The 17019-nt window shown below is 63.3% G+C and carries 18 protein-coding genes and 2 pseudogenes; 3 read left to right on the forward strand and 17 right to left on the reverse strand.

Going from position 1 to position 17019, the window contains the following annotated elements:
* The first annotated feature begins 82 nt into the window (after nucleotides 1–82).
* The 3 genes from VSR82_RS37050 (at nucleotide 83) to VSR82_RS37060 (ending at nucleotide 1375) form a co-directional block, all read left to right on the forward strand.
* Nucleotides 83–271: a hypothetical protein gene (locus VSR82_RS37050; protein ID WP_498858637.1), complete on the forward strand. Its 189-nt coding sequence runs from the start codon at nucleotides 83–85 to the stop codon at nucleotides 269–271.
* Between the two features lie 278 nt (nucleotides 272–549).
* Nucleotides 550–798 carry a hypothetical protein gene (locus tag VSR82_RS37055; protein ID WP_368586323.1) on the forward strand — a complete coding sequence of 83 codons (249 nt, stop codon included), beginning with the start codon at nucleotides 550–552 and terminating at the stop codon, nucleotides 796–798.
* Between the two features lie 436 nt (nucleotides 799–1234).
* Complete coding sequence (locus VSR82_RS37060) at nucleotides 1235–1375, forward strand: PDDEXK nuclease domain-containing protein (RefSeq protein ID WP_410842538.1); 141 nt, start codon at nucleotides 1235–1237, stop codon at nucleotides 1373–1375.
* A 19-nt stretch (nucleotides 1376–1394) separates the two neighbouring features.
* Here VSR82_RS37060 and VSR82_RS37065 read toward each other — a convergent pair.
* From VSR82_RS37065 to VSR82_RS37145, 17 genes and pseudogenes are all read right to left on the reverse strand, one after another.
* Nucleotides 1395–2190, reverse strand: a pseudogene (locus VSR82_RS37065) (IS5 family transposase).
* A gap of 330 nt (nucleotides 2191–2520) precedes the next feature.
* Nucleotides 2521–3522, reverse strand: a complete 1002-nt coding sequence (gene hypE, locus VSR82_RS37070) for a hydrogenase expression/formation protein HypE (protein ID WP_498858638.1) — start codon at nucleotides 3520–3522, stop codon at nucleotides 2521–2523.
* A gap of 71 nt (nucleotides 3523–3593) precedes the next feature.
* A complete protein-coding gene (gene hypD / locus VSR82_RS37075; RefSeq protein ID WP_410852656.1) occupies nucleotides 3594–4730 on the reverse strand; it encodes a hydrogenase formation protein HypD in 1137 nt (378 codons plus the stop codon).
* The gene (locus VSR82_RS37080) at nucleotides 4727–4984 is read right to left on the reverse strand and encodes a HypC/HybG/HupF family hydrogenase formation chaperone (protein WP_368586326.1); all 258 of its coding nucleotides are present in this window, start codon (nucleotides 4982–4984) and stop codon (nucleotides 4727–4729) included. The genes hypD and VSR82_RS37080 overlap by 4 nt, the downstream gene beginning before the upstream one ends.
* Nucleotides 4975–6150: a Kae1-like domain-containing protein gene (locus tag VSR82_RS37085; protein ID WP_498858639.1), complete on the reverse strand. Its 1176-nt coding sequence runs from the start codon at nucleotides 6148–6150 to the stop codon at nucleotides 4975–4977. The genes VSR82_RS37080 and VSR82_RS37085 overlap by 10 nt, the downstream gene beginning before the upstream one ends.
* Complete coding sequence (gene hypB / locus VSR82_RS37090) at nucleotides 6147–7127, reverse strand: hydrogenase nickel incorporation protein HypB (RefSeq protein WP_498858640.1); 981 nt, start codon at nucleotides 7125–7127, stop codon at nucleotides 6147–6149. The genes VSR82_RS37085 and hypB overlap by 4 nt, the downstream gene beginning before the upstream one ends.
* Nucleotides 7128–7158: 31 nt before the next feature.
* Nucleotides 7159–7506 (reverse strand): hydrogenase maturation nickel metallochaperone HypA/HybF, encoded by a 348-nt coding sequence (locus VSR82_RS37095; protein WP_018435798.1) that lies wholly within the window; start codon nucleotides 7504–7506, stop codon nucleotides 7159–7161.
* Nucleotides 7507–7558: 52 nt separating this feature from the next.
* Nucleotides 7559–8626, reverse strand: a complete 1068-nt coding sequence (locus VSR82_RS37100; RefSeq protein ID WP_498858641.1) for a nickel-dependent hydrogenase large subunit — start codon at nucleotides 8624–8626, stop codon at nucleotides 7559–7561.
* Nucleotides 8623–9330: a [NiFe]-hydrogenase assembly chaperone HybE gene (hybE, locus tag VSR82_RS37105; protein WP_498858642.1), complete on the reverse strand. Its 708-nt coding sequence runs from the start codon at nucleotides 9328–9330 to the stop codon at nucleotides 8623–8625. Before hybE ends, VSR82_RS37100 begins: the two co-directional genes overlap by 4 nt.
* 2 nt (nucleotides 9331–9332) lie before the next feature.
* Nucleotides 9333–10187, reverse strand: coding sequence for a hydrogenase expression/formation protein (locus tag VSR82_RS37110; RefSeq protein ID WP_498858643.1), 855 nt, complete (start codon nucleotides 10185–10187; stop codon nucleotides 9333–9335).
* An 8-nt stretch (nucleotides 10188–10195) separates the two neighbouring features.
* Nucleotides 10196–10618, reverse strand: a complete 423-nt coding sequence (locus tag VSR82_RS37115; protein WP_498858644.1) for a thioredoxin domain-containing protein — start codon at nucleotides 10616–10618, stop codon at nucleotides 10196–10198.
* Nucleotides 10615–10950 carry a HypC/HybG/HupF family hydrogenase formation chaperone gene (locus tag VSR82_RS37120; protein WP_368586334.1) on the reverse strand — a complete coding sequence of 112 codons (336 nt, stop codon included), beginning with the start codon at nucleotides 10948–10950 and terminating at the stop codon, nucleotides 10615–10617. Before VSR82_RS37120 ends, VSR82_RS37115 begins: the two co-directional genes overlap by 4 nt.
* Nucleotides 10951–10958: 8 nt before the next feature.
* The gene (locus VSR82_RS37125; RefSeq protein ID WP_410852660.1) at nucleotides 10959–11621 is read right to left on the reverse strand and encodes a HyaD/HybD family hydrogenase maturation endopeptidase; all 663 of its coding nucleotides are present in this window, start codon (nucleotides 11619–11621) and stop codon (nucleotides 10959–10961) included.
* 7 nt (nucleotides 11622–11628) lie between these two features.
* Nucleotides 11629–12339 carry a Ni/Fe-hydrogenase, b-type cytochrome subunit gene (gene cybH, locus VSR82_RS37130; protein WP_410852661.1) on the reverse strand — a complete coding sequence of 237 codons (711 nt, stop codon included), beginning with the start codon at nucleotides 12337–12339 and terminating at the stop codon, nucleotides 11629–11631.
* Between the two features lie 57 nt (nucleotides 12340–12396).
* Nucleotides 12397–14253, reverse strand: coding sequence for a nickel-dependent hydrogenase large subunit (locus VSR82_RS37135; RefSeq protein WP_498858645.1), 1857 nt, complete (start codon nucleotides 14251–14253; stop codon nucleotides 12397–12399).
* Between the two features lie 59 nt (nucleotides 14254–14312).
* A complete protein-coding gene (locus VSR82_RS37140; protein ID WP_410852669.1) occupies nucleotides 14313–15398 on the reverse strand; it encodes a hydrogenase small subunit in 1086 nt (361 codons plus the stop codon).
* A 544-nt stretch (nucleotides 15399–15942) separates the two neighbouring features.
* Nucleotides 15943–16866, reverse strand: a pseudogene (locus tag VSR82_RS37145) (IS5 family transposase).
* Nucleotides 16867–17019 lie beyond the last annotated feature (153 nt).

Consider the following 17019-nt stretch of genomic DNA (forward strand, 5'->3'; position numbering starts at 1 on the left):
TCTTCGGCCCCATCGGCAACATTCCACCTGCCGAGGCAGAAGCCGCTTACTATGCAAATCTCGCTGAGTCTGTCACTGTGGCATGACGCAAGCAAAACGGTCTCCGGAAAACCCGGGGCGCTTCACACCCCGCTTTGGCCGCGAGATCGGCTGGGCCAATCTCGCTAGCATGCGCGACTTCCATATCGCCTCGCCCGAGGGAGAGATTTTCCAGACAGTGTCTGAAAAATCGGCGGCTCACCGCGATCAAGCGTTACTCAATGCCGTCTAGTGCTGTCATTCGGTGATTTCACGGGCCATCTCAAATACCCAAAGATCCGGCTTGACGGGACGGTGGCTATCGCGCGTATCTCGCTGCGCCTCAGACCTGGTTCCTCTGCTTGCAGCAGGCTATTTTTCCCGCATACAGGTTAGCGGCCGCTCGCGAATATACGGTGGCTGACGACACCGTGTCGCGTTTCCGCTTATCGCGCAGAACGAGGACGCAGGCGCAGACGTGTCGAACGCCCCACCGACTATGGGAATTCATTCGGCACATCGGGAGTAGCAATGTTCTGGGGTCCCACGGGCAAATCCAGTTGCCTTAAACGGCCCCAGAAGGGCGACAAGCGTTTGAAGCGGATCTTCTATCAGTCGGCATTTGCATCCATGCGCTGTCCCAAGAGCGCTGCCTTTAAACGTAAAGAAGCCAAGCGCCGTCATCAGATCATCATTGCTCTTGCCAGGAGGCGTGTGAATGTGCTGTCGGCAATTCTCCGCAACAGGAATCCAATGCCCGAACGACTGCCGCTTGCTTGACAAAATCATTAGGCCGTCTCTGCCTTTGGTCTGGCTAGAGTGAATCAATCCCGTGCCGGCACACCACGGTTCGTTGAGCCCCATATCGCGTGCGCCCACCACTAAAATGCAGAAATGCTCGCAGACAATATAATCTTTAGTATCAATTCATTGGCGCCTTTCCTTGGGCAGCTGCACCTAACCATGTAGCACCATCCGAACTCAGTTGGCGACGAAGCGTTGCGGGTCTTCGGAGATCCATTCCGTGGCCTCGGTTGCCTGTTTCCCCTCCGCCGTGCCGATGGCCGAACTGCCGTGGCATACCGACGCCTTCGCATGCGTCGCTCCGATAGGAAAAGGCACTCGCGAAATTCGGCGGGTGCAGCTGCGGATGGGGCAGGGAAGATGACTTCTAAGTCGCCGTGCTTCGTCATGAATGAGATGCAGTCCTTCGGGAATGGAACAGTTACTCCTCGAACTAGGAGATGGCTTTACCTTCTTCGCCCGGCAGAAGCGACTCCAGATCGATAATGATGGCCTTTATCTCGACTTGCTGTTCTGTAACCGGACGCTTAAACGCTTCGTGGCGGTTGCTTAGAGGGTGTTAGGCACTTTTGCTAAGGGGGTGCAAAGTGCACAAGCATAAGCACGGAGAAGACGACGAAGTGCAAGCCAGCCAGAGTTTCTGGGCAATCGCTCGTAGTCTCTTGCGAGTCGGCGGAAGCGGTTGAGCCAGCCGAAGCTGCGCTCAATCACCCAGCGGCGCGGCAACAGCACGAAGCCCTTTTTCGCCTCGGGCAACTTGATGACCTGAAGTTCAATCCCTTCGTCAAGCGCCGCCTGCGCGGGCTCTTCGCCGGTATATCCCTGATCCGCGAACGCCACCTTGACCGTCTGGCCCGTGGCCTGCTGAACCTGACGCGCCAGTTCTCCAACCTGCGCGCGCTCCTGCTCATTGGCCGGCGTCACATGCACCGCGAGCAGTTGTCCCAACGTGTCCACCGCCATATGTACCTTGCTGGCTTTCTTGCGTTTGTATCTGTCGTAGCCTGCGCGTGCGCCGCTTTCGCACGTCGACTGGAGGGTACGGCCATCGAGGATGACCGCGCTGGGTTGACCACGGCGGTCCTGGGCGACCCGGATGATCGAACGCAAATCGCTCACCATAGCCTCGAAGCAGCCCGCCTGAATCCAGCGTTGCGTCTGCTGGTAGACCAGTTCCCACGGCGGAAAGTCATTGGGCGACAAACGCCACGGGGCACCCGCACGTACGATCCAGCGCAGCGCGTTGAACATCTCGCGCAGTTCGTAGCGGCGCTGCGGTGCGTCCTTGTTCATCAAGGTCAGGTACGGAGCGGCGAAGTACCACTCTTCATCCGATACATCCGTTGGGTAGGGCCTGCGTTTTTTCATTCCGCCAGGATACCAGGTCCGACATAAAGTGCCTAACACCCTCTAGGCGAGATTGTCCGGCTAGGAGAGGCGGGTACAGTCCGCTGCAGATAAAGCGCTCAGGCAACAATGAATTGGAGAGCATTCCTCGTAATAGAGTCTGAATGTAGCGTAGGCTCGACCACGAGCGCGGTCGACGGCTGCTGCAGCGAGGGCGGGACTGGAGACCTCATTGCTTGATCGATGCCGTAAGGGGATGGATCATTCAAAGCTCCCGCGAAGGCAACGCGACTAGCGACCTGACGATCAAAAAGCACTCTCAGTCTCCCGATACCTATCGCCGCAAACGGATCAGCAGATCCGCGGCAGTTGCTCGCCCGAAAGCCAGTCGACGATGCGCCGTCCGCCGAATTTCGTTTCGATCTGCACGAAGCTGTGGGCGTCGTCGACCACCTCACCAATGCAAACCGCCGCCGCGCCCAACGGATGTGCGCGCATCGCGGCGAGCAGTCGCGGCGCGTCGGCGCTTGCGCAGATTGCAACTAGCTTGCCTTCGTTGGCGACATAAAGCGGATCGAGGCCGAGCAGCTCACACGCCGCATCGACTTGCGGCAGCACGGGAATTGCGCGCTCCTGAATGTGCATCCCGACACCCGACTGGCTGGCGATCTCGTTGAGGGTCGTGGCCAGTCCGCCGCGAGTCGGATCGCGCAGAACGCGCACACCGGGCGCGACGGCAACCATGTCCGCCACGAGCGTGTGTAGTGCGGCGCTGTCCGAGCGGATCTCCGTGTCGAAGCCCAGGCCCTCACGTTGCGACATGATGGCCACGCCGTGCTCGCCGATAGTGCCCGAGAGCAGCACAACGTCGCCGGGCCGCGCCTGCGCGCCATCAATGTGAATGCCCGAGGGCACGACGCCGATCCCGGTCGTGGTGATGAACACGGCATCGCCCTTACCGCGCTCGACGACCTTAGTGTCGCCCGTCACGATCGGAGCGCTGCAAGCGCGCGACGCAGCAGCCATTGACTCGACGATGCGGAGCAGATCCGCCATCGGGAGGCCCTCCTCCAGGATGAAGCTCGCGCTGAGATACGAAGGCCGTGCGCCCGCCATCGCGATGTCGTTGACGGTGCCGTGCACGGCGAGGCTGCCGATGTCGCCGCCGGGAAAGAAAAGCGGCGAGACGACGTGCGCGTCGGTGGTCATCACGATGCGCTCGCCGGGCCCGGGCGCGAGATGCGCGAAGGTGGCCTGGTCGTTGCCTTGGCGCAGCCATTCGTTATCGAAGCTCGCGACGAACAGCTCGCGGGTCAATTGCGCCGATGCGCGGCCACCCGCGCCGTGGCCCATGTCGATGCGGCCGTCGCGAAAGTCTAGGGGCCTCACGTAGGCGGGCTTCACCGGGGATGTGTGGACTGGGCTCATGCTTCGACGACTCGAATGTCCTTCGAGCGACCATAGGAATAGTGCGCGGCGCAAGAGCCTTCGCTGGACACCATGCACGAGCCCATGGGATTCTCGGGCGTGCAGACCGTGCCGAACATTGTGCAGTCGCGCGGGTGTTTTAGACCTCGCAGGATCGCCCCGCACTCGCATTTGAGGTGATCGGCGACCGGGCGGTAGACGAGTTCATAGCGGACCTCGGCGTCGTAGCGCGCGTACTTCGGGCGAATGCGCAGCCCGCTCAATGGGACCTCGCCCAGGCCGCGCCACTCGAACGACTCCCGCGTTTCGAACACCTCCTGTATGAGCGCCTGCGCGGCGGCGTTGCCCGCGCGTGTGACAGCGCGCGTGAACTCGTTCTCGACCTCCGCGCGACCATCGTTGACTTGACGCACCAGCATGAGGATCGCCTGCAGCACGTCGAGCGGCTCGAACCCGGCAATCACGACCGGCTTGCGATACCTCTGCGCGAACGCCTCGTAAGACGCCGAGCCGATCACAACACTCACGTGCGCGGGACCGACAAAGCCGTCGAGCAGCACCGCGTTCCCGTCGGCGGACGGCTCGGCGAGCAGATGTGTCATCGCCGCGGGCGTGAGTACATGGCAGCACAGCACGCTAAAGTTCTCCGCGCCGCAGTCTGCCGCTTCCCTCACGACGAGCGCGGTAGGCGGCGCAGTGGTCTCGAAGCCGATTGCAAAAAAGACGACCTCGCGTTCCGGATGCTCGCGCGCGATGCGCAGCGCGTCGTGCGGAGAATACACAAGGCGGATGTCCGCCCCGCGCGCCTTGGCGCGCTGGAGCGATAGACCGCACGAGGCAGGCACACGTATCGTGTCGCCATACGTGCAGAGGATCACGTCGTGTTCGAGCGCGAGGCGAATCGCGAGATCGATGCGCCCGATCGGCAACACGCAAACTGGGCAGCCGGGACCGTGGATCATAAACACGTTACCGGGTAGAAGATCGGCCACGCCGAAGCGGGAAATGGCGTGCGTGTGACCGCCGCAGAACTCCATGAAGTGATAGCGGCGTTCGGTCAGCGTCTCCGCCTGAATGCGCCCAGAAATGCGCGCGGCGAGTTCGTCGTCGCGGAATTCGTCGACGTACTTCATTGCGCCGTTCCCGACTGGACGATGGGTGTGTCGCCGAGCGACCGAGCGACCTCGCTGAACAGCGCGAGCGTGCGCTCGGCCTCTTCGGGATCGATCATGCCAAGCGCGAAGCCGACATGCACGACCACGAAGTCCCCTAGGCGCACGTCGGGTACGAGCGCGAGTGAGACCGTCTTTCGAACGCCCCCGAGCTCGACGACGCCTGTTTCGGCGTCGGACCGGTCGATGAGCTGTGCCGGCATTGCTAGACACATGGACTGACTCCTCTTGCGGTCGTAGGCATCGAGAACATCTGCGGACCATATGCGGCAACCCAAGCCTGGCCAAGCGCTAGCCCGGCGTCGCCGCAGGGCACCGTGTCGGGCATGAGCGTGCGCACGCCGTGCGCGGCGAGCGACTCCCGTATATGCGCAGTGAGCAGCCGGTTATCAAAGCAGCCGCCGCCAAACAGAACGGCGCGCCCCTGCGCGGCAAGCGCGGCCCATTGGGCGAGCGCCTTGGCCAGCGCAACATGAAAGACGGCCGCGCCGCACGCGGCTTCGCCGGCGTCCGCGAGCATGAGCAACTTGACGAGGAGCGGACGAAGGTCGAGCTCGCCGTTGTCCGCGATGCGCCACAGGCCCGCCACGTCGGGGGCCTCGTGCGCGACGAGGTAGCCGCTCGCGAGCCTTTCGAGCGCGATGGCCGCCTCGGATTCGGCGCGCTGGCGCAGGCACACGCCGAGCAGTCCCGCCGCCGCATCGAACCAGCGACCCGCACCGGTGCTAGGCGGGCAATTGAGGCCGCGCGCGAGCATGACGCCGACCGTGCGCGCCGCGGTCGCGCCCACGGCGGCCGAGAGTCGCGGCCCGATTTCGGCGCTGCGCCCGAGCGCGTGCAGGGCGGCGGCGGCCATTCGCCAAGGCTCGCGCGCCGCGACGTCGCCACCGGGTAGCGCGAGTGGCGTGAGACTGCCGAGGCGCCGCCAGCAGGCGGGCGCCACCTCCAGCAGCTCACCGCCCCATGCGGCGCCGTCCGTGCCGAAGCCCACGCCGTCGAGCGCGAGGCCGATCACGGGCTCGCGCAGCCCATGCTCGGCCGCAACCGCGCCAATATGCGCGTGATGGTGCTGGACGCCGACGGTCGGCACGCCAAGCCGCTCACCCAATTCGAGCGCGACGCGCGTGCTGTAGAAGTCGGGATGCAGATCGTGCGCGATCATGCGCACGGGCTGCCCCGCGCGCTCGGCGCTCTCAACAAGCGCCGCCACCGATGTGTCGAGCGCCACACAGTGCTCCGGATCGTCGAGATCGCCGTGTAGCATCGACCAGTGAACGTCGCCGCCGATGCACAGGCACGCAGCGTTCTTCAGCCATGCGCCGGTGGCGAGCACCGTCCGTTCGCCGAGGGTATGGGGTAGGTTCTGCACACGCGCCGTCATGCCTCGCCTCCGGCGCGATGCTTTCGCGCACGCTGCGCCGCAAGGTTGCTCTCCAGCACGCCAATGCGCTCGGCAATCGAGTCGCGCGCACTCGTGATCCAGTCGAGCCACGCATCGAGGCCTTCGCCGGTCGTGGCCGAGAGCCAGATCACTTCGAGGAACGGATTCACGCGGCGCGCATACGCGATGCACTGCTCGACGTCGAAGTGTACATAAGGCAGCAAGTCGATCTTGTTGACGATCATGAGGCGCGCGGCGGCGAAAATGTCGGGATACTTGAGCGGCTTATCTTCGCCCTCCGTTACCGAGACGATCACGACCTTCGCCTCCTCGCCGAGGTCCCAGAGCGCGGGGCAGACGAGATTGCCTACGTTCTCGATGAAGAGCACGCTGCACGGGGCGTCGTGCGTGAGCGGTACGTATTCACGCTCGTGCTTTTGGTCATGGTAAAGGCGATGATCGTGCAACGGAAGCCGTCCGAAGGCCGCGGCGATCATCGCGGCGTCGAGATGGCAGCCCTTTCCCGTGTTCACCTGGATCGCTGGCGCACCGGCCGCGCGGATGCGCTCGGCGTCGTTTGCCGTCTGCTGGTCGCCCTCAATCACACCGATGGGCAAGCTGGGTATGCGCTCGCGCAGCGCGGCGATCGACGCACACAGCAGGGTCGTTTTCCCCGAGCCCGGGCTCGACACTAGATTGAGCGCACGCACGCCATGCTGCGCGAAGTGCCGCCGGTTGACGGCGGCATGGCGATTGTTTTCGCCTAGCACGTCGTGCTCGAGCTTGATGGTGCGGCCCTGGTCTAGGCCGGGCACCGTGAGGCCCGCGGGCCCGAGGCCGTAGTGCAGGTCTTTGCCCGGTGGCGTCCGGTGGGAGTGGGAATGAGTGTCGGACTGGCCCTGCGCATACGCGCACTCGCGCCGCTGAGGGGTGTTTTGCCGATCGCCTGTGGTGGTGCACCCGCATCCTATGCACATGTTGCTTCTCCTTGCGCTAATCCGATGATTGTCAGGCATCGTCGACGATCAGATCGACGATGCGCAACTCTGTGCCGCCGTTCGGCTGGAGCCAGTAGCCGCCGCAGTGCGCGCAGGGGGCGCCCCGCGTGGCCAGCGCCACGGTCGCGTTGCAGTTCATGCACCACGCGCTTCCCGAAGGTTCGTCGATCTCGACGCGTGCGCTGCAAAGGCAGGTGCCGGGCGCGATCGCTTCGAGGGCGAAGCGCAGCGTCTCGACATCGACGCCAGCGAGGCGTCCGACTTCAAGCCTCAGCACCTTCACGCGGACAAAGCTCTCACGCTCGGCTGCCGCTTCGACCAACGCAAGCACGCCGCCGGCCAGACTTACTTCATGCATACCTTGGCTTCCATTCAGCTCAGTATTCGGGGCCTTGTCTCGATCCTTGTGCTCACGCGCCGTCCGTGTCGACCACATAGGCGACACAGGGATCGAACGCGCCCATCCACGCGCCTACGCGCGCGGCGAACGTTCCATCGCCGCACGCCGGATCCAGTCGCGACAAGGCTTGCGCGAGCGTGCCTTGGCCGTGGAAGTTCCACTCAGTCGGCGCGACCACGCGATAGTCCTCGATGCGCGCCGCATCGCCTGGCGCGAGGCGCACCCAATGGAGCAGCACGCCGCGCGACATCTCGCACCAGCCGAGCGCCTCGCCGGGCGCGCACGTTCGCGCGCCAAAGCGAAGCGCACTTGGCCCGTCGTCGCCCGCTGCCAGCCGCGCCACCTCCGCGACGCGCGCGCCAATCCGCAGCCAAGGCGTGTCGTATTCCAGCGCGCGCGGATCGTCGCTACGTGTCCACACGCCGGTCTCCGCGGGCAGGCCGCGTTGTACGGGCGCGTGCGCGAACACCGGACTCTCGGCAATCGCCGCGGCCAGTTCGCTTAACCGCGTTTCGTCGATGATGAGCGGCCGCGGCGTAGCGCGCATCGTATCGGCGTGCGCGCGGCAGGCTGCCAGCAACCGGGCCGGGAACGTCGCGGCTCGTGCGCACCACGCCGCTAAGCAGCCACGCGGATCGTCCGTCCAGTGCGCGAGCCACTTTTGCGCAGGCATGCCCAGAACGTGCCGCTCCAGCCAGTCGGAGGAGTCAACCGACTCGACGTCGGGCAGCGTATGCGGCGCGGCGGCGGCCAGCCGCACCGGCCAGTCGGTCCACATGCAGCGAAGATGCACGGCGAGCGTCTCACGCCTGAGCATTGCGGCATGAGCGGCGTTGGTCACATCGTCGCGTTTGTGCTCCACTGAAGCGCCCGCTGCGCCGACGGCAAGTTCTGCGCAGAGCCTATGCGCGAGTCCGCACAACGAGAACAGCGCCGACAGCCGCGCCGCAGCAGTTGCTACCGGTTGCCCGCGCAGCAGCGCGGCGGCCAGTGGTGGACGCCCGCCCGCAATGCTGTCGTGCCGGCCGGGGCGAACCCGGTACTGTGCGGCCAATGCTGCCAGCATCGCCGCGGTCATGGAGCGCTCCCGAACGCGGCCGGCCGCAGCAGGAGCGCATGACGCGACACGCATGGGACACCGCCCGATGTGGCGCTCTTCTGTCTGGGGAATTCGAGCATCGGCAACAAGAGCGAGCAGCACGCATAGGCTCCGACGTCTTGCGCGTGCGCGCCGAGCCATTTGAAATCGACGTCGCCAACGCGCAAGTGCGCTTTGCCGGCCGGCCGCGGACATTCCACCGAGTCCCGCACCGCGCCGGGTAACGAGAGGGGCCTCATGGACCATGGCGTGATCGGCATCCCGAACCAACCGCATCGGGCCCCGGTCTCGCCGGGCACCGGCTCAAAGCCGGTCCCCTCGATACGCAAGGCGAGTTTCACGACCGGCATGTCAGGCATCGTACTGGTTGCGGCCGTTTCGAAGTGCGCTACAAGCCTAGCCACCCTTGGATCGCCGTGTATGACCTTTCGCTGGATTGCACGCACGGTCAATCCGCGTCCCACAAGAAAAATGACCTGATCCGGCGCGCGGCCATAAACGCGGCAGCGCCAGTGTGCCTGAAGCGCCGCGAACCTCGCGTGCGGAGGAATCTGCAAGACCGGATCGCCTTGTTCGGGATGGTGGATCCACCAGCAGAACTTGCATTCGAGGCACGTGTGCGTCGCGATTGGGCTGCTGGCGCCGAGATGGCAGCCCTCGAATTGCTTCGTTCGCTCGTCCATCGTCACACCTCACCCATCCAGTTGATCAACTGGGTCAAGCGCTCGCGCGAATCCGCGAGGTCTTCCGGCGCGGCGCGCACGACCTCTGGCAGATCGGTGATCTCGATCGTGTTCAGGATCATCATGTCCTGCGAGTTGAAATATGCAACACGCCAGCAGTTCGCGATCGCCGTGCTGCCCACCCGGCAATTTCCGTAGCCGCGCGACAAGATCTGCACCGCGCCTTCGCCCAGCACGGCGTCGATCAGTTGCTGATCCCCCGGCGACAATGGCAGGAGCGTAAGGTTGACGATGTGGGGCGCATGCCCGGAGCGCCAGCGCGCGGCGGAATCGCGTACTTCGCTCAGGATCGACGGCGCGTTCATCACGTCGAGCGGCAGCATGTCCGGCAACGGCATCATCGGCTGCGCCGGGTCTTTGGGCTGGGCAAGCATCGCGGGGGCCGCGCCGATCTCGAGCCGGTCGACCGGGCGCGCGCCATTCCGCTCGACTACGCGCCACAGGCCGGCAAACACAGTCTCCTGGATCAGCCCGCCGCTCCGCTGCGCGCCGTCGACGTGCGCGCTGACCTCGCCCTCGCCCAGCACGTCGTTGAGAACGCGCAGCGTTGCTCGATCGTACGGCGTCAGATCGATGGCTTCGGACGGCGTACCAGGTTCGTATGCCGCCAGTACGCCTAATACGTTGCGAAGCACGCCGCGCGCGCCGTCGAGTGCCCGCGCATTGCAGCGCTCAGGCAGCGTCGGCGCCACATAGATGCGCATGCCTTGCGGCATCGGCAGATAGTCGAGCACCGCATCGCTCTCGGCTTGGTTTCCCGGGCGGAAAGGCGCGACGGGAATGGGAAATGGACTCATGGACACGATCAACGACCCCAAAGATTGATCGACAATTCGTGACAGCCGGGCGAAGCGCCGACGGTGCGGCCGGGAATGCCGACCCATGGCGTCCGCGTAGTCGGCTGCCCGAGCGCATGTGCGACGTTTGCCACGTAGTCATTCCAGTCCGTCATACTGGAGAGCCTTGTGACATAAGCGCCGGCGTGCAGCCACAGCAACGCGGACCACGGCCACCGCCACACGCGGCGCGCGAGCTCGGGCAGCACCACGGCCACGTCGAGGAAGTCGGGAAAGCGCGTCCCGGCAGCCGTGAGCAGCGCTACACATTCGCCGGCGTCCGCAACCCAATCGCCTACCTTTCGTTCGTCCACGGACACGGCGTGTCTGCCATCAGTTAGCCGCTGCACCACGGACGTCGCGTCAAGCGAGGTACCGTTCGTATTTGTCATGGCGATTCCTCGGAGGACCCGTGACGGCCATGCGCCGGTTGCGCGTTGGAGGTCAACCGGGTCAAATCGTCCACGCCGAGCGCGGACGGCAATTCAAAATTCGGGCTCGCTCGGGCCATGGCGGCATCTCCCTCCAGCGCCAGTTCCACGAGCGAGAGCGTCGCGTCGATTTCTGCCGCGCGTGTCCCGTCGAGCTTCTCGCGCGCCGTGTCGAGAAAAACCAGCAGCCATTCACCGGCGCTGCATGGACCAACTAGCGAAGTGTCGATCCGGCGGTGGCCGCTGCGTCCGTGGCACAGCGCCCGCAAGCCCTGCACCTCGACCACCCGCATCGGCACGCCTATACACACGACGACGGCTTCTTGCGGCGCATGCGCAGCAGCACGCGCTCGTCGCCGGTGCGGCACGCATCGGCCTCGCTGGGCCGCTCGCCTTCGTAGCGCGAAAGCGCGAGATGCGGCAGCGTGACCGCATCGTCGGCATGTAACGGGGTGTGGCGCGGCGTGGGCTCTCCGCCCCATGCGGCAAGGCGCTCGAGGCCAAGTTCGAGCGCGCGCTCGAGCGATGCTTTAATGGTGGGTCGCAGGCTGCCACCGAAATCGGCCACTTCGTCCGGCTGGCAGCCGATCAGCAGCACGCGGCGTGGATACCGGCCTGTCAGGCGCGCGAGCATTAGTACCTCCTGGAAGCCGGTCTGGTGCAGGCTCATCTTGCGCACGCCGAGGAACGCCGGTACGTCGTCATCCTCAACGATCTTCAGCGTGCCCGGCGCGAGACCGTAATCGACCGCGTCGAAAATGAGCAGACTGTCGGCCGCCTGGACGTACTGGACCAGACACAGCCCTTGCGTGCCGCCGTCTATGAGGCTCACGTGCGGGGCAAACTCGAAGTGCTGCTCAAGCGCCTCGATACAGCGCACGCCAAAACCCTCGTCGGCCCACAGCAAGTTGCCGATGCCGAGTACGACGATGGCAGGCACGCCGGTTTTTGGGCAAGTCAGCATTGCAACCTCACTTCCTGAAGGTACGGTAGCCCGATATCATCGTGCCGACCATGTTCTGGCGGGCCATGATGTCTTCGCGGATCGCCATATAGACATGCACGATAACGAACATCATGATCGCCCACATGCCGAGGCGATGCCACGTGTGCACGGCCTGCGACTGGCCGATCAGCGTGGATACCTGACCAAACGCAATCTGCTGCCAAGAGCCGGCCTGCGCGCCTTCGCCATACAGTGCGAAACCGGTCACGATCATGAAGAGTGAGATCAGCAAGAACACGAAAAACATCGCAAATCGCGATAACGGATTGTGCCCGCTGAACTGGCGCGGCGTGGGCCCGAGGAACGAGTAGTAACGCAGCATGGTGAGCATGTCCATCCAGTACTCGCGCGAGAATACCGGCACCCAGAACATTTCGCGCGCATGGCGATTGCCGACAATCGCCCAATACGCGCGGCCCGCAAGCCCGATTGCGAACAGGTAGGCCGCGGTGAAATGCACAAAGCGGATATAGCCCATCAGAAAATTCGCGCTCGCCTCGCCGGGCTGTGTGAGAAGCGGGGCGCCGATAAGATAGCCGGTCAACGCCAGCACGACGATCGACACTGCGTTGATCCAGTGCCAGACGCGTACCGGAGCTTCGTACACGTAAATTGCCTCGGTGGACGAAACAAAGTCAGCCGCCTTTTCGCATCGAGAATACGATTGCATCGTCATCATCCTTTCCTGCCGCGCGGCGCCGGCGAGCGCAGGCGCTGTGGCGGTCTGGTGGGGTTATCGCACAGTCACGGCGGTCATTTCCGCACCGTCCGCGTTCATCACGTGCGTCGAGCAAGCCATGCAAGGGTCGAACGAGTGCAGCGAGCGCAGGATCTCGACGGGCTGCTCGACGTTCGCCACGGGCATGTCCATGAGGCTCGCTTCGAACGCGCCGATCTGCCCTTTCGCGTCGCGCGGGCTGCCGTTCCAAGTGCTCGGAACGACGCACTGGTAGTTCTCAATGCGACCGTCCCTGATCCTGATCCAGTGGCCGAGCGCGCCGCGCGGCGCGGCGACCGCGCCCACGCCCTTCGCCTCGGCTGGCCACGTCGAAGGGTCCCACTTGTCCAGGTTCACGGTCGAGGTATCGCCGTTGCGGATGTTTTGTAAGAGGCTTTGCCAGTCGTCCGCCATCATCTCGGAGCAATACTCCGCTTCGAGCGCGCGGGCGAGCGTGCGGCCGATGGTGGTCGGCAGCAGTTGCTTCACGCCAAGCGAGCTTTCCGGCAAGCCGAGCAGCTTTGGCATGCCCTGGTTCACGGCAAGGAGGGAGGCCTCAATCTGTTCCTTGATACGGCCGCAATGCGGATTGCTCTGCTCCGCGTGTGCGTAGCCGAGGATGTAGCGCGCGAGCGGTCCGACTTCCATCGCGTGCCCCTGCCAGCGCGGCGACTTGATCCACGAGTACTTTGTGCTCTCGTCGATCGACTCGATTGCGGTGCGCGTGCCCTTCGTGTTGGGTCCGAGCTCGTAGTGCGGTTCGGTAATGCCGTCCCAAGGATGCAGCCCGCGGTAGTTGTCAGGGTATTGATACCAGGAGTGGGCGACAAATTCCTGCACTTGCTCGGGGTCGCGCGGATCAACTGGCAGGAGCGTATTCCAGTCGCCGTTGATGATGGCTCCGCCCGGCATCTGGTTGGTGGATGGGTTGTAGTTGACGAGCGGATACGCGCCGTAGTCCATCACGTTGGTCGCGGCCAGGCCGCCGCCATGCAACCAGCCGCGTGCTTTGTAAATCGTGCCGATTGCAAGCAGATCGGGTACATAGACGTTGCGGCAGAAGGTGATCGCATCGTCGATGAGCGACTTGACGAAGTTTAGGCGCTCGATGTTGATGGGTGCGCCGGCCGCTAGGTCGCTGCCGATATTGATCGCGCAAGGCACGCCCCCTACGAGGTAGTTCGGGTGCGGATTCTTGCCGCCGAAGATCGCGTGGATCTTGACCCACTCCTTTTGCATGTCGAGCGCTTCGAGGTAGTGCGTCACGGCCATCAGATTCGCTTCTGGCGGCAGCACGTACGCGGAGTTGCCCCAGTAGCCGTTCATGAACGGACCGAGCTGGCCGCTTTCGATGAACTTGCGTAGACGCGTCTGCACATTGCGGAAATAGCCCTGTGACGACATCGGATGCTTGGGCGAGATGCGCTGTTGCAACTCGGACGTTAACTTGGGGTCGGCCTTGAGCGCCGACAACACGTCGACCCAGTCGAGCGCGTGCAGGTGATAGAAGTGCACCACGTGGTCGTGCACTTGCAATGTCTTCGACATGATCTCGCGGATCAGGTGCGCGTTGGGCGGAATGCGGATGTCGAGCGCGTCCTCGACGGCGCGCACGGAGGCGAGCCCGTGACATCCCGTGCATACGCCGCAGATACGCTCGACGAACGCCCATGCGTCGCGCGGGTCGCGCCCCTTGAGAATGACTTCAAGGCCACGCCACATGGTGCCGCTGGAAACGGCGTTGCGGATCACGTTGTTCGAATCAACGTTGACCTCGACGCGCATATGGCCTTCGATGCGTGTGACTGGATCGACGACGATCCGGCGTCCGTTCCTACCGAGCTGAAATCCTGGGTTCGAAATGGCTGTCATGGTTGCTTTTCTTTTGCGGCTTCCTGTGCTTGTCGGCTGCACCCCGACGCGAGGCGTAGCTATTGGCCGTCGCGGTCGTCCATAGAGTCCTGCTTCGACCTGGCGTGCTGAATTGCCGAAGCGGCTGCATGCGCAGCAGTGGCGGCGCCCACCACGACGGCCGCGGTAGCGCCGATCTTGTCGGCGTTCGCTTCGACTCCGAACTGATCGATCCGGGTGAGCCGATCGTAGAGGGAGCCCTTGTCCCAGAATCCTTCCTCAGAGCAGCCGATGCAGCCGTGGCCCGCCTGAATGGGGAAGCTCGTGCCGCCGTTCCAACGCACGGTCGAGCAGGCGTTGTAGGTCGTCGGGCCCCTGCAGCCGACCTTGTAGAGGCAGTAGCCGCGCCGTGCCGCTTCGTCGTCCCACGACTCGACGAACTGGCCCGCGTCGAAATGCGGACGGCGGTAGCACTTGTCGTGAATGCGCTGGCTGTAAAACATTTTCGGACGGCCTTGGCGATCCAACTCCGGTATCCGGTCGAACGTGAGCATGTAGGTGACGACGCCCGTCATCACCTCGGCGATCGGGGGACAGCCGGGCACCTTGATGATCGCCTTGTCGGTGATCACCTTGTGGATTGGCACCGCCTGCGTCGGGTTCGGCGTGGCCGTCTGCACGCAGCCCCACGACGCGCACGACCCCCACGAGATCACAGCCTTCGCGTCCTTCGACACACGGCGCAACTGATCGACGAATGGCTTGCCGCCGATAATGCAGCTCATACCGTCTTGATTCAGCGGCGGATTGCCTTCGACGGCGAGGATGTAGTTGCCACGGTACTTCTCCATCACGTTTTCGAGGATCGCCTCGGCCTGGTGTCCCGCGGCAGCCATCAAGAGGTCGTCGTAGTCGAGCGAGATCATTGAAAGCACGACGTCCTTCGCCAGCGGGTGCGCCGAGCGGATGAACGACTCTGAGCAGCAGGTGCATTCGAGTCCATGTAGCCAGAGCACCGGCGTGCGCAGTTTGGTCTCCATTGCGTGGACAATCTTCGGCATGAACGCAGGCCCGAGGCCGAGCGACGTTGTCGTCAGCGAGCAGAATTTGAGGAAGCTACGGCGCGAGATCCCTTGGCGTCGCATGACTTCATAAAACGTTTCGATCACTATGTGGTCCCTTGATGGCGTTCGGCCCCGCGAAGCTGGCATACGACCGCGTCTTCGGCGTCTCGCTGTCGGTGAAGCGTTTTGAAAATAACAAGATTCGTGCCGACCTTGGCGTCGCGGCTCCCTAACGAAAAAAATGTTCCGCGGCGCTTCCCATAATTGAGGCGGAAGCGGGAAGGACCACGTGCTGCGCCGACAAAACCTTCTCATAGTGGCGACGGGCCGTTCGTCTGACAAAGGTCAGCCAGTACGGCATCTTCAGAGAACGAAGCAAAATATCTGGGAGGAGGTTCACGAATCAACCTATGCGCCACCTTTTCGCACGGCGTGAAACTGGAAAAATTGCCGAGAAAGCTCGATAAATTCTTCGAGTGCCCTGTCTTGTTTGTCCAATTCTCGACGACATATGTCGGCGTTGTCACGTTACGGCTAGGCTGAAAAAGTCGCCGAATTTGCGACGTGTCGGCATTGTGGAGGTGTTCAGGTCGTGACGCCGACCATACTCCAGATACACCTCGGCTTTTGGGGCGCCTTTCGTCCATTACGGACGCACTTGTGCCATCAATCGCGTGCCCGACAGGTAGAGATTGGCGCGCGCCAAAGCTATGAAGCCAGGTTCGTACTCTGCGCTAACCGTGGTAGGCACCTTCGTGAAACCCCACATCGATTGGCCACTGCGAAGACATGCTCCACGCGTGCGCGGATCCTCGACTTGTGGCAGTTCTCGCCGCGCTGCACCGTATTGACTTCACACGCGCGGTGGGTGTGCTGCTTTGCTGTGGATTAGCCTTCTGGCTGGCGTAAGCGCTGTTAGCGTAGACCTTCCGCTCCTGGCCGTGTAGCAATTGCGGCAGTGGAAGCTTTTCATGCACGTTGGCCGGTACTACGCTGTGCACCGGGCCACTCTTGCTATCCTCGTCGATGTATAGCTTCGCGCCGAAGTACCATTGCTAGTCTTGCGCGTCTGGTGCATTTGGGGGAGCGCGAATTCTGTTCATTCTTCCTCGAACTTTGGCGCACCGATGATGTTGGCATCCACGACCGTGACGCTCTGGAGTTTCATGCCGCTCGCCACTTGGCCCGACTTCGGCAATCAATTTCTCACCCAGCTTGAGGGTTTCAAAAAGACGACGAAATTTCAGCAGTGCGGTGGCAGTCTGGTACTGCCTTCCAATCCAGATTCTCGCAAAGCGACGCAGCCTAGCACTAACGTAAAGAGCGTCTTCACAAGCGAAATCGGCCAGGTTGAAGCAGTGCCGGATAGAATGAAGGCGCAGCATTCGCTCCCGGTCAATCGGCGGGCGGCCATTGCCGCACCTCGGATAATACGGCTCGACCACCGCGCAAAGCTCAGCCCACACGACGAAACTGCATTCATCGCGAGAAACTTATCGCGTCGCGTCCGTTTGTGGTGTGTCTCGAAAGCAGCACCTTCAGCGGCCGTCGATAGCGTCGGCGGCTTCATCCTGTTCTGTCCTCCGGATCCACCCCGATCTACGCTCGCAGTACCTCTGCGGTCGACTTGATCAGCGTTGCGTGAAGTAGCATTCTTGCGCTGGGAGATGTTGCATGTCCGACAACGTCGGAGATGCAACACTGCGGTTGCCCCGACAACGGA

This window comes from Burkholderia sp. JPY481 (assembly GCF_038900515.1).
Classification (GTDB): Bacteria; Pseudomonadota; Gammaproteobacteria; order Burkholderiales; family Burkholderiaceae; genus Paraburkholderia; species Paraburkholderia youngii.

Excerpts from the sequence above, each read along its gene's own strand:
- VSR82_RS37110 (WP_498858643.1), bottom strand. The coding sequence starts at position 10,187 with ATGAGTCCATTTCCCATTCCCGTCGCGCCTTTCCGCCCGGGAAACCAA.
- VSR82_RS37055 (WP_368586323.1), top strand. The coding sequence starts at position 550 with ATGTTCTGGGGTCCCACGGGCAAATCCAGTTGCCTTAAACGGCCCCAG.
- VSR82_RS37060 (WP_410842538.1), top strand. The coding sequence starts at position 1,235 with ATGGAACAGTTACTCCTCGAACTAGGAGATGGCTTTACCTTCTTCGCC.
- VSR82_RS37125 (WP_410852660.1), bottom strand. The coding sequence starts at position 11,621 with ATGCTGACTTGCCCAAAAACCGGCGTGCCTGCCATCGTCGTACTCGGC.
- cybH (WP_410852661.1), bottom strand. The coding sequence starts at position 12,339 with ATGACGATGCAATCGTATTCTCGATGCGAAAAGGCGGCTGACTTTGTT.
- VSR82_RS37115 (WP_498858644.1), bottom strand. The coding sequence starts at position 10,618 with ATGACAAATACGAACGGTACCTCGCTTGACGCGACGTCCGTGGTGCAG.
- VSR82_RS37120 (WP_368586334.1), bottom strand. The coding sequence starts at position 10,950 with ATGCGGGTGGTCGAGGTGCAGGGCTTGCGGGCGCTGTGCCACGGACGC.
- VSR82_RS37050 (WP_498858637.1), top strand. The coding sequence starts at position 83 with ATGACGCAAGCAAAACGGTCTCCGGAAAACCCGGGGCGCTTCACACCC.
- VSR82_RS37080 (WP_368586326.1), bottom strand. The coding sequence starts at position 4,984 with ATGTGTCTAGCAATGCCGGCACAGCTCATCGACCGGTCCGACGCCGAA.
- VSR82_RS37085 (WP_498858639.1), bottom strand. The coding sequence starts at position 6,150 with ATGACGGCGCGTGTGCAGAACCTACCCCATACCCTCGGCGAACGGACG.
- hypD (WP_410852656.1), bottom strand. The coding sequence starts at position 4,730 with ATGAAGTACGTCGACGAATTCCGCGACGACGAACTCGCCGCGCGCATT.
- hypE (WP_498858638.1), bottom strand. The coding sequence starts at position 3,522 with ATGGGCCACGGCGCGGGTGGCCGCGCATCGGCGCAATTGACCCGCGAG.
- VSR82_RS37095 (WP_018435798.1), bottom strand. The coding sequence starts at position 7,506 with ATGCATGAAGTAAGTCTGGCCGGCGGCGTGCTTGCGTTGGTCGAAGCG.
- VSR82_RS37100 (WP_498858641.1), bottom strand. The coding sequence starts at position 8,626 with ATGACCGCGGCGATGCTGGCAGCATTGGCCGCACAGTACCGGGTTCGC.
- hybE (WP_498858642.1), bottom strand. The coding sequence starts at position 9,330 with ATGGACGAGCGAACGAAGCAATTCGAGGGCTGCCATCTCGGCGCCAGC.
- hypB (WP_498858640.1), bottom strand. The coding sequence starts at position 7,127 with ATGTGCATAGGATGCGGGTGCACCACCACAGGCGATCGGCAAAACACC.
- VSR82_RS37135 (WP_498858645.1), bottom strand. The coding sequence starts at position 14,253 with ATGACAGCCATTTCGAACCCAGGATTTCAGCTCGGTAGGAACGGACGC.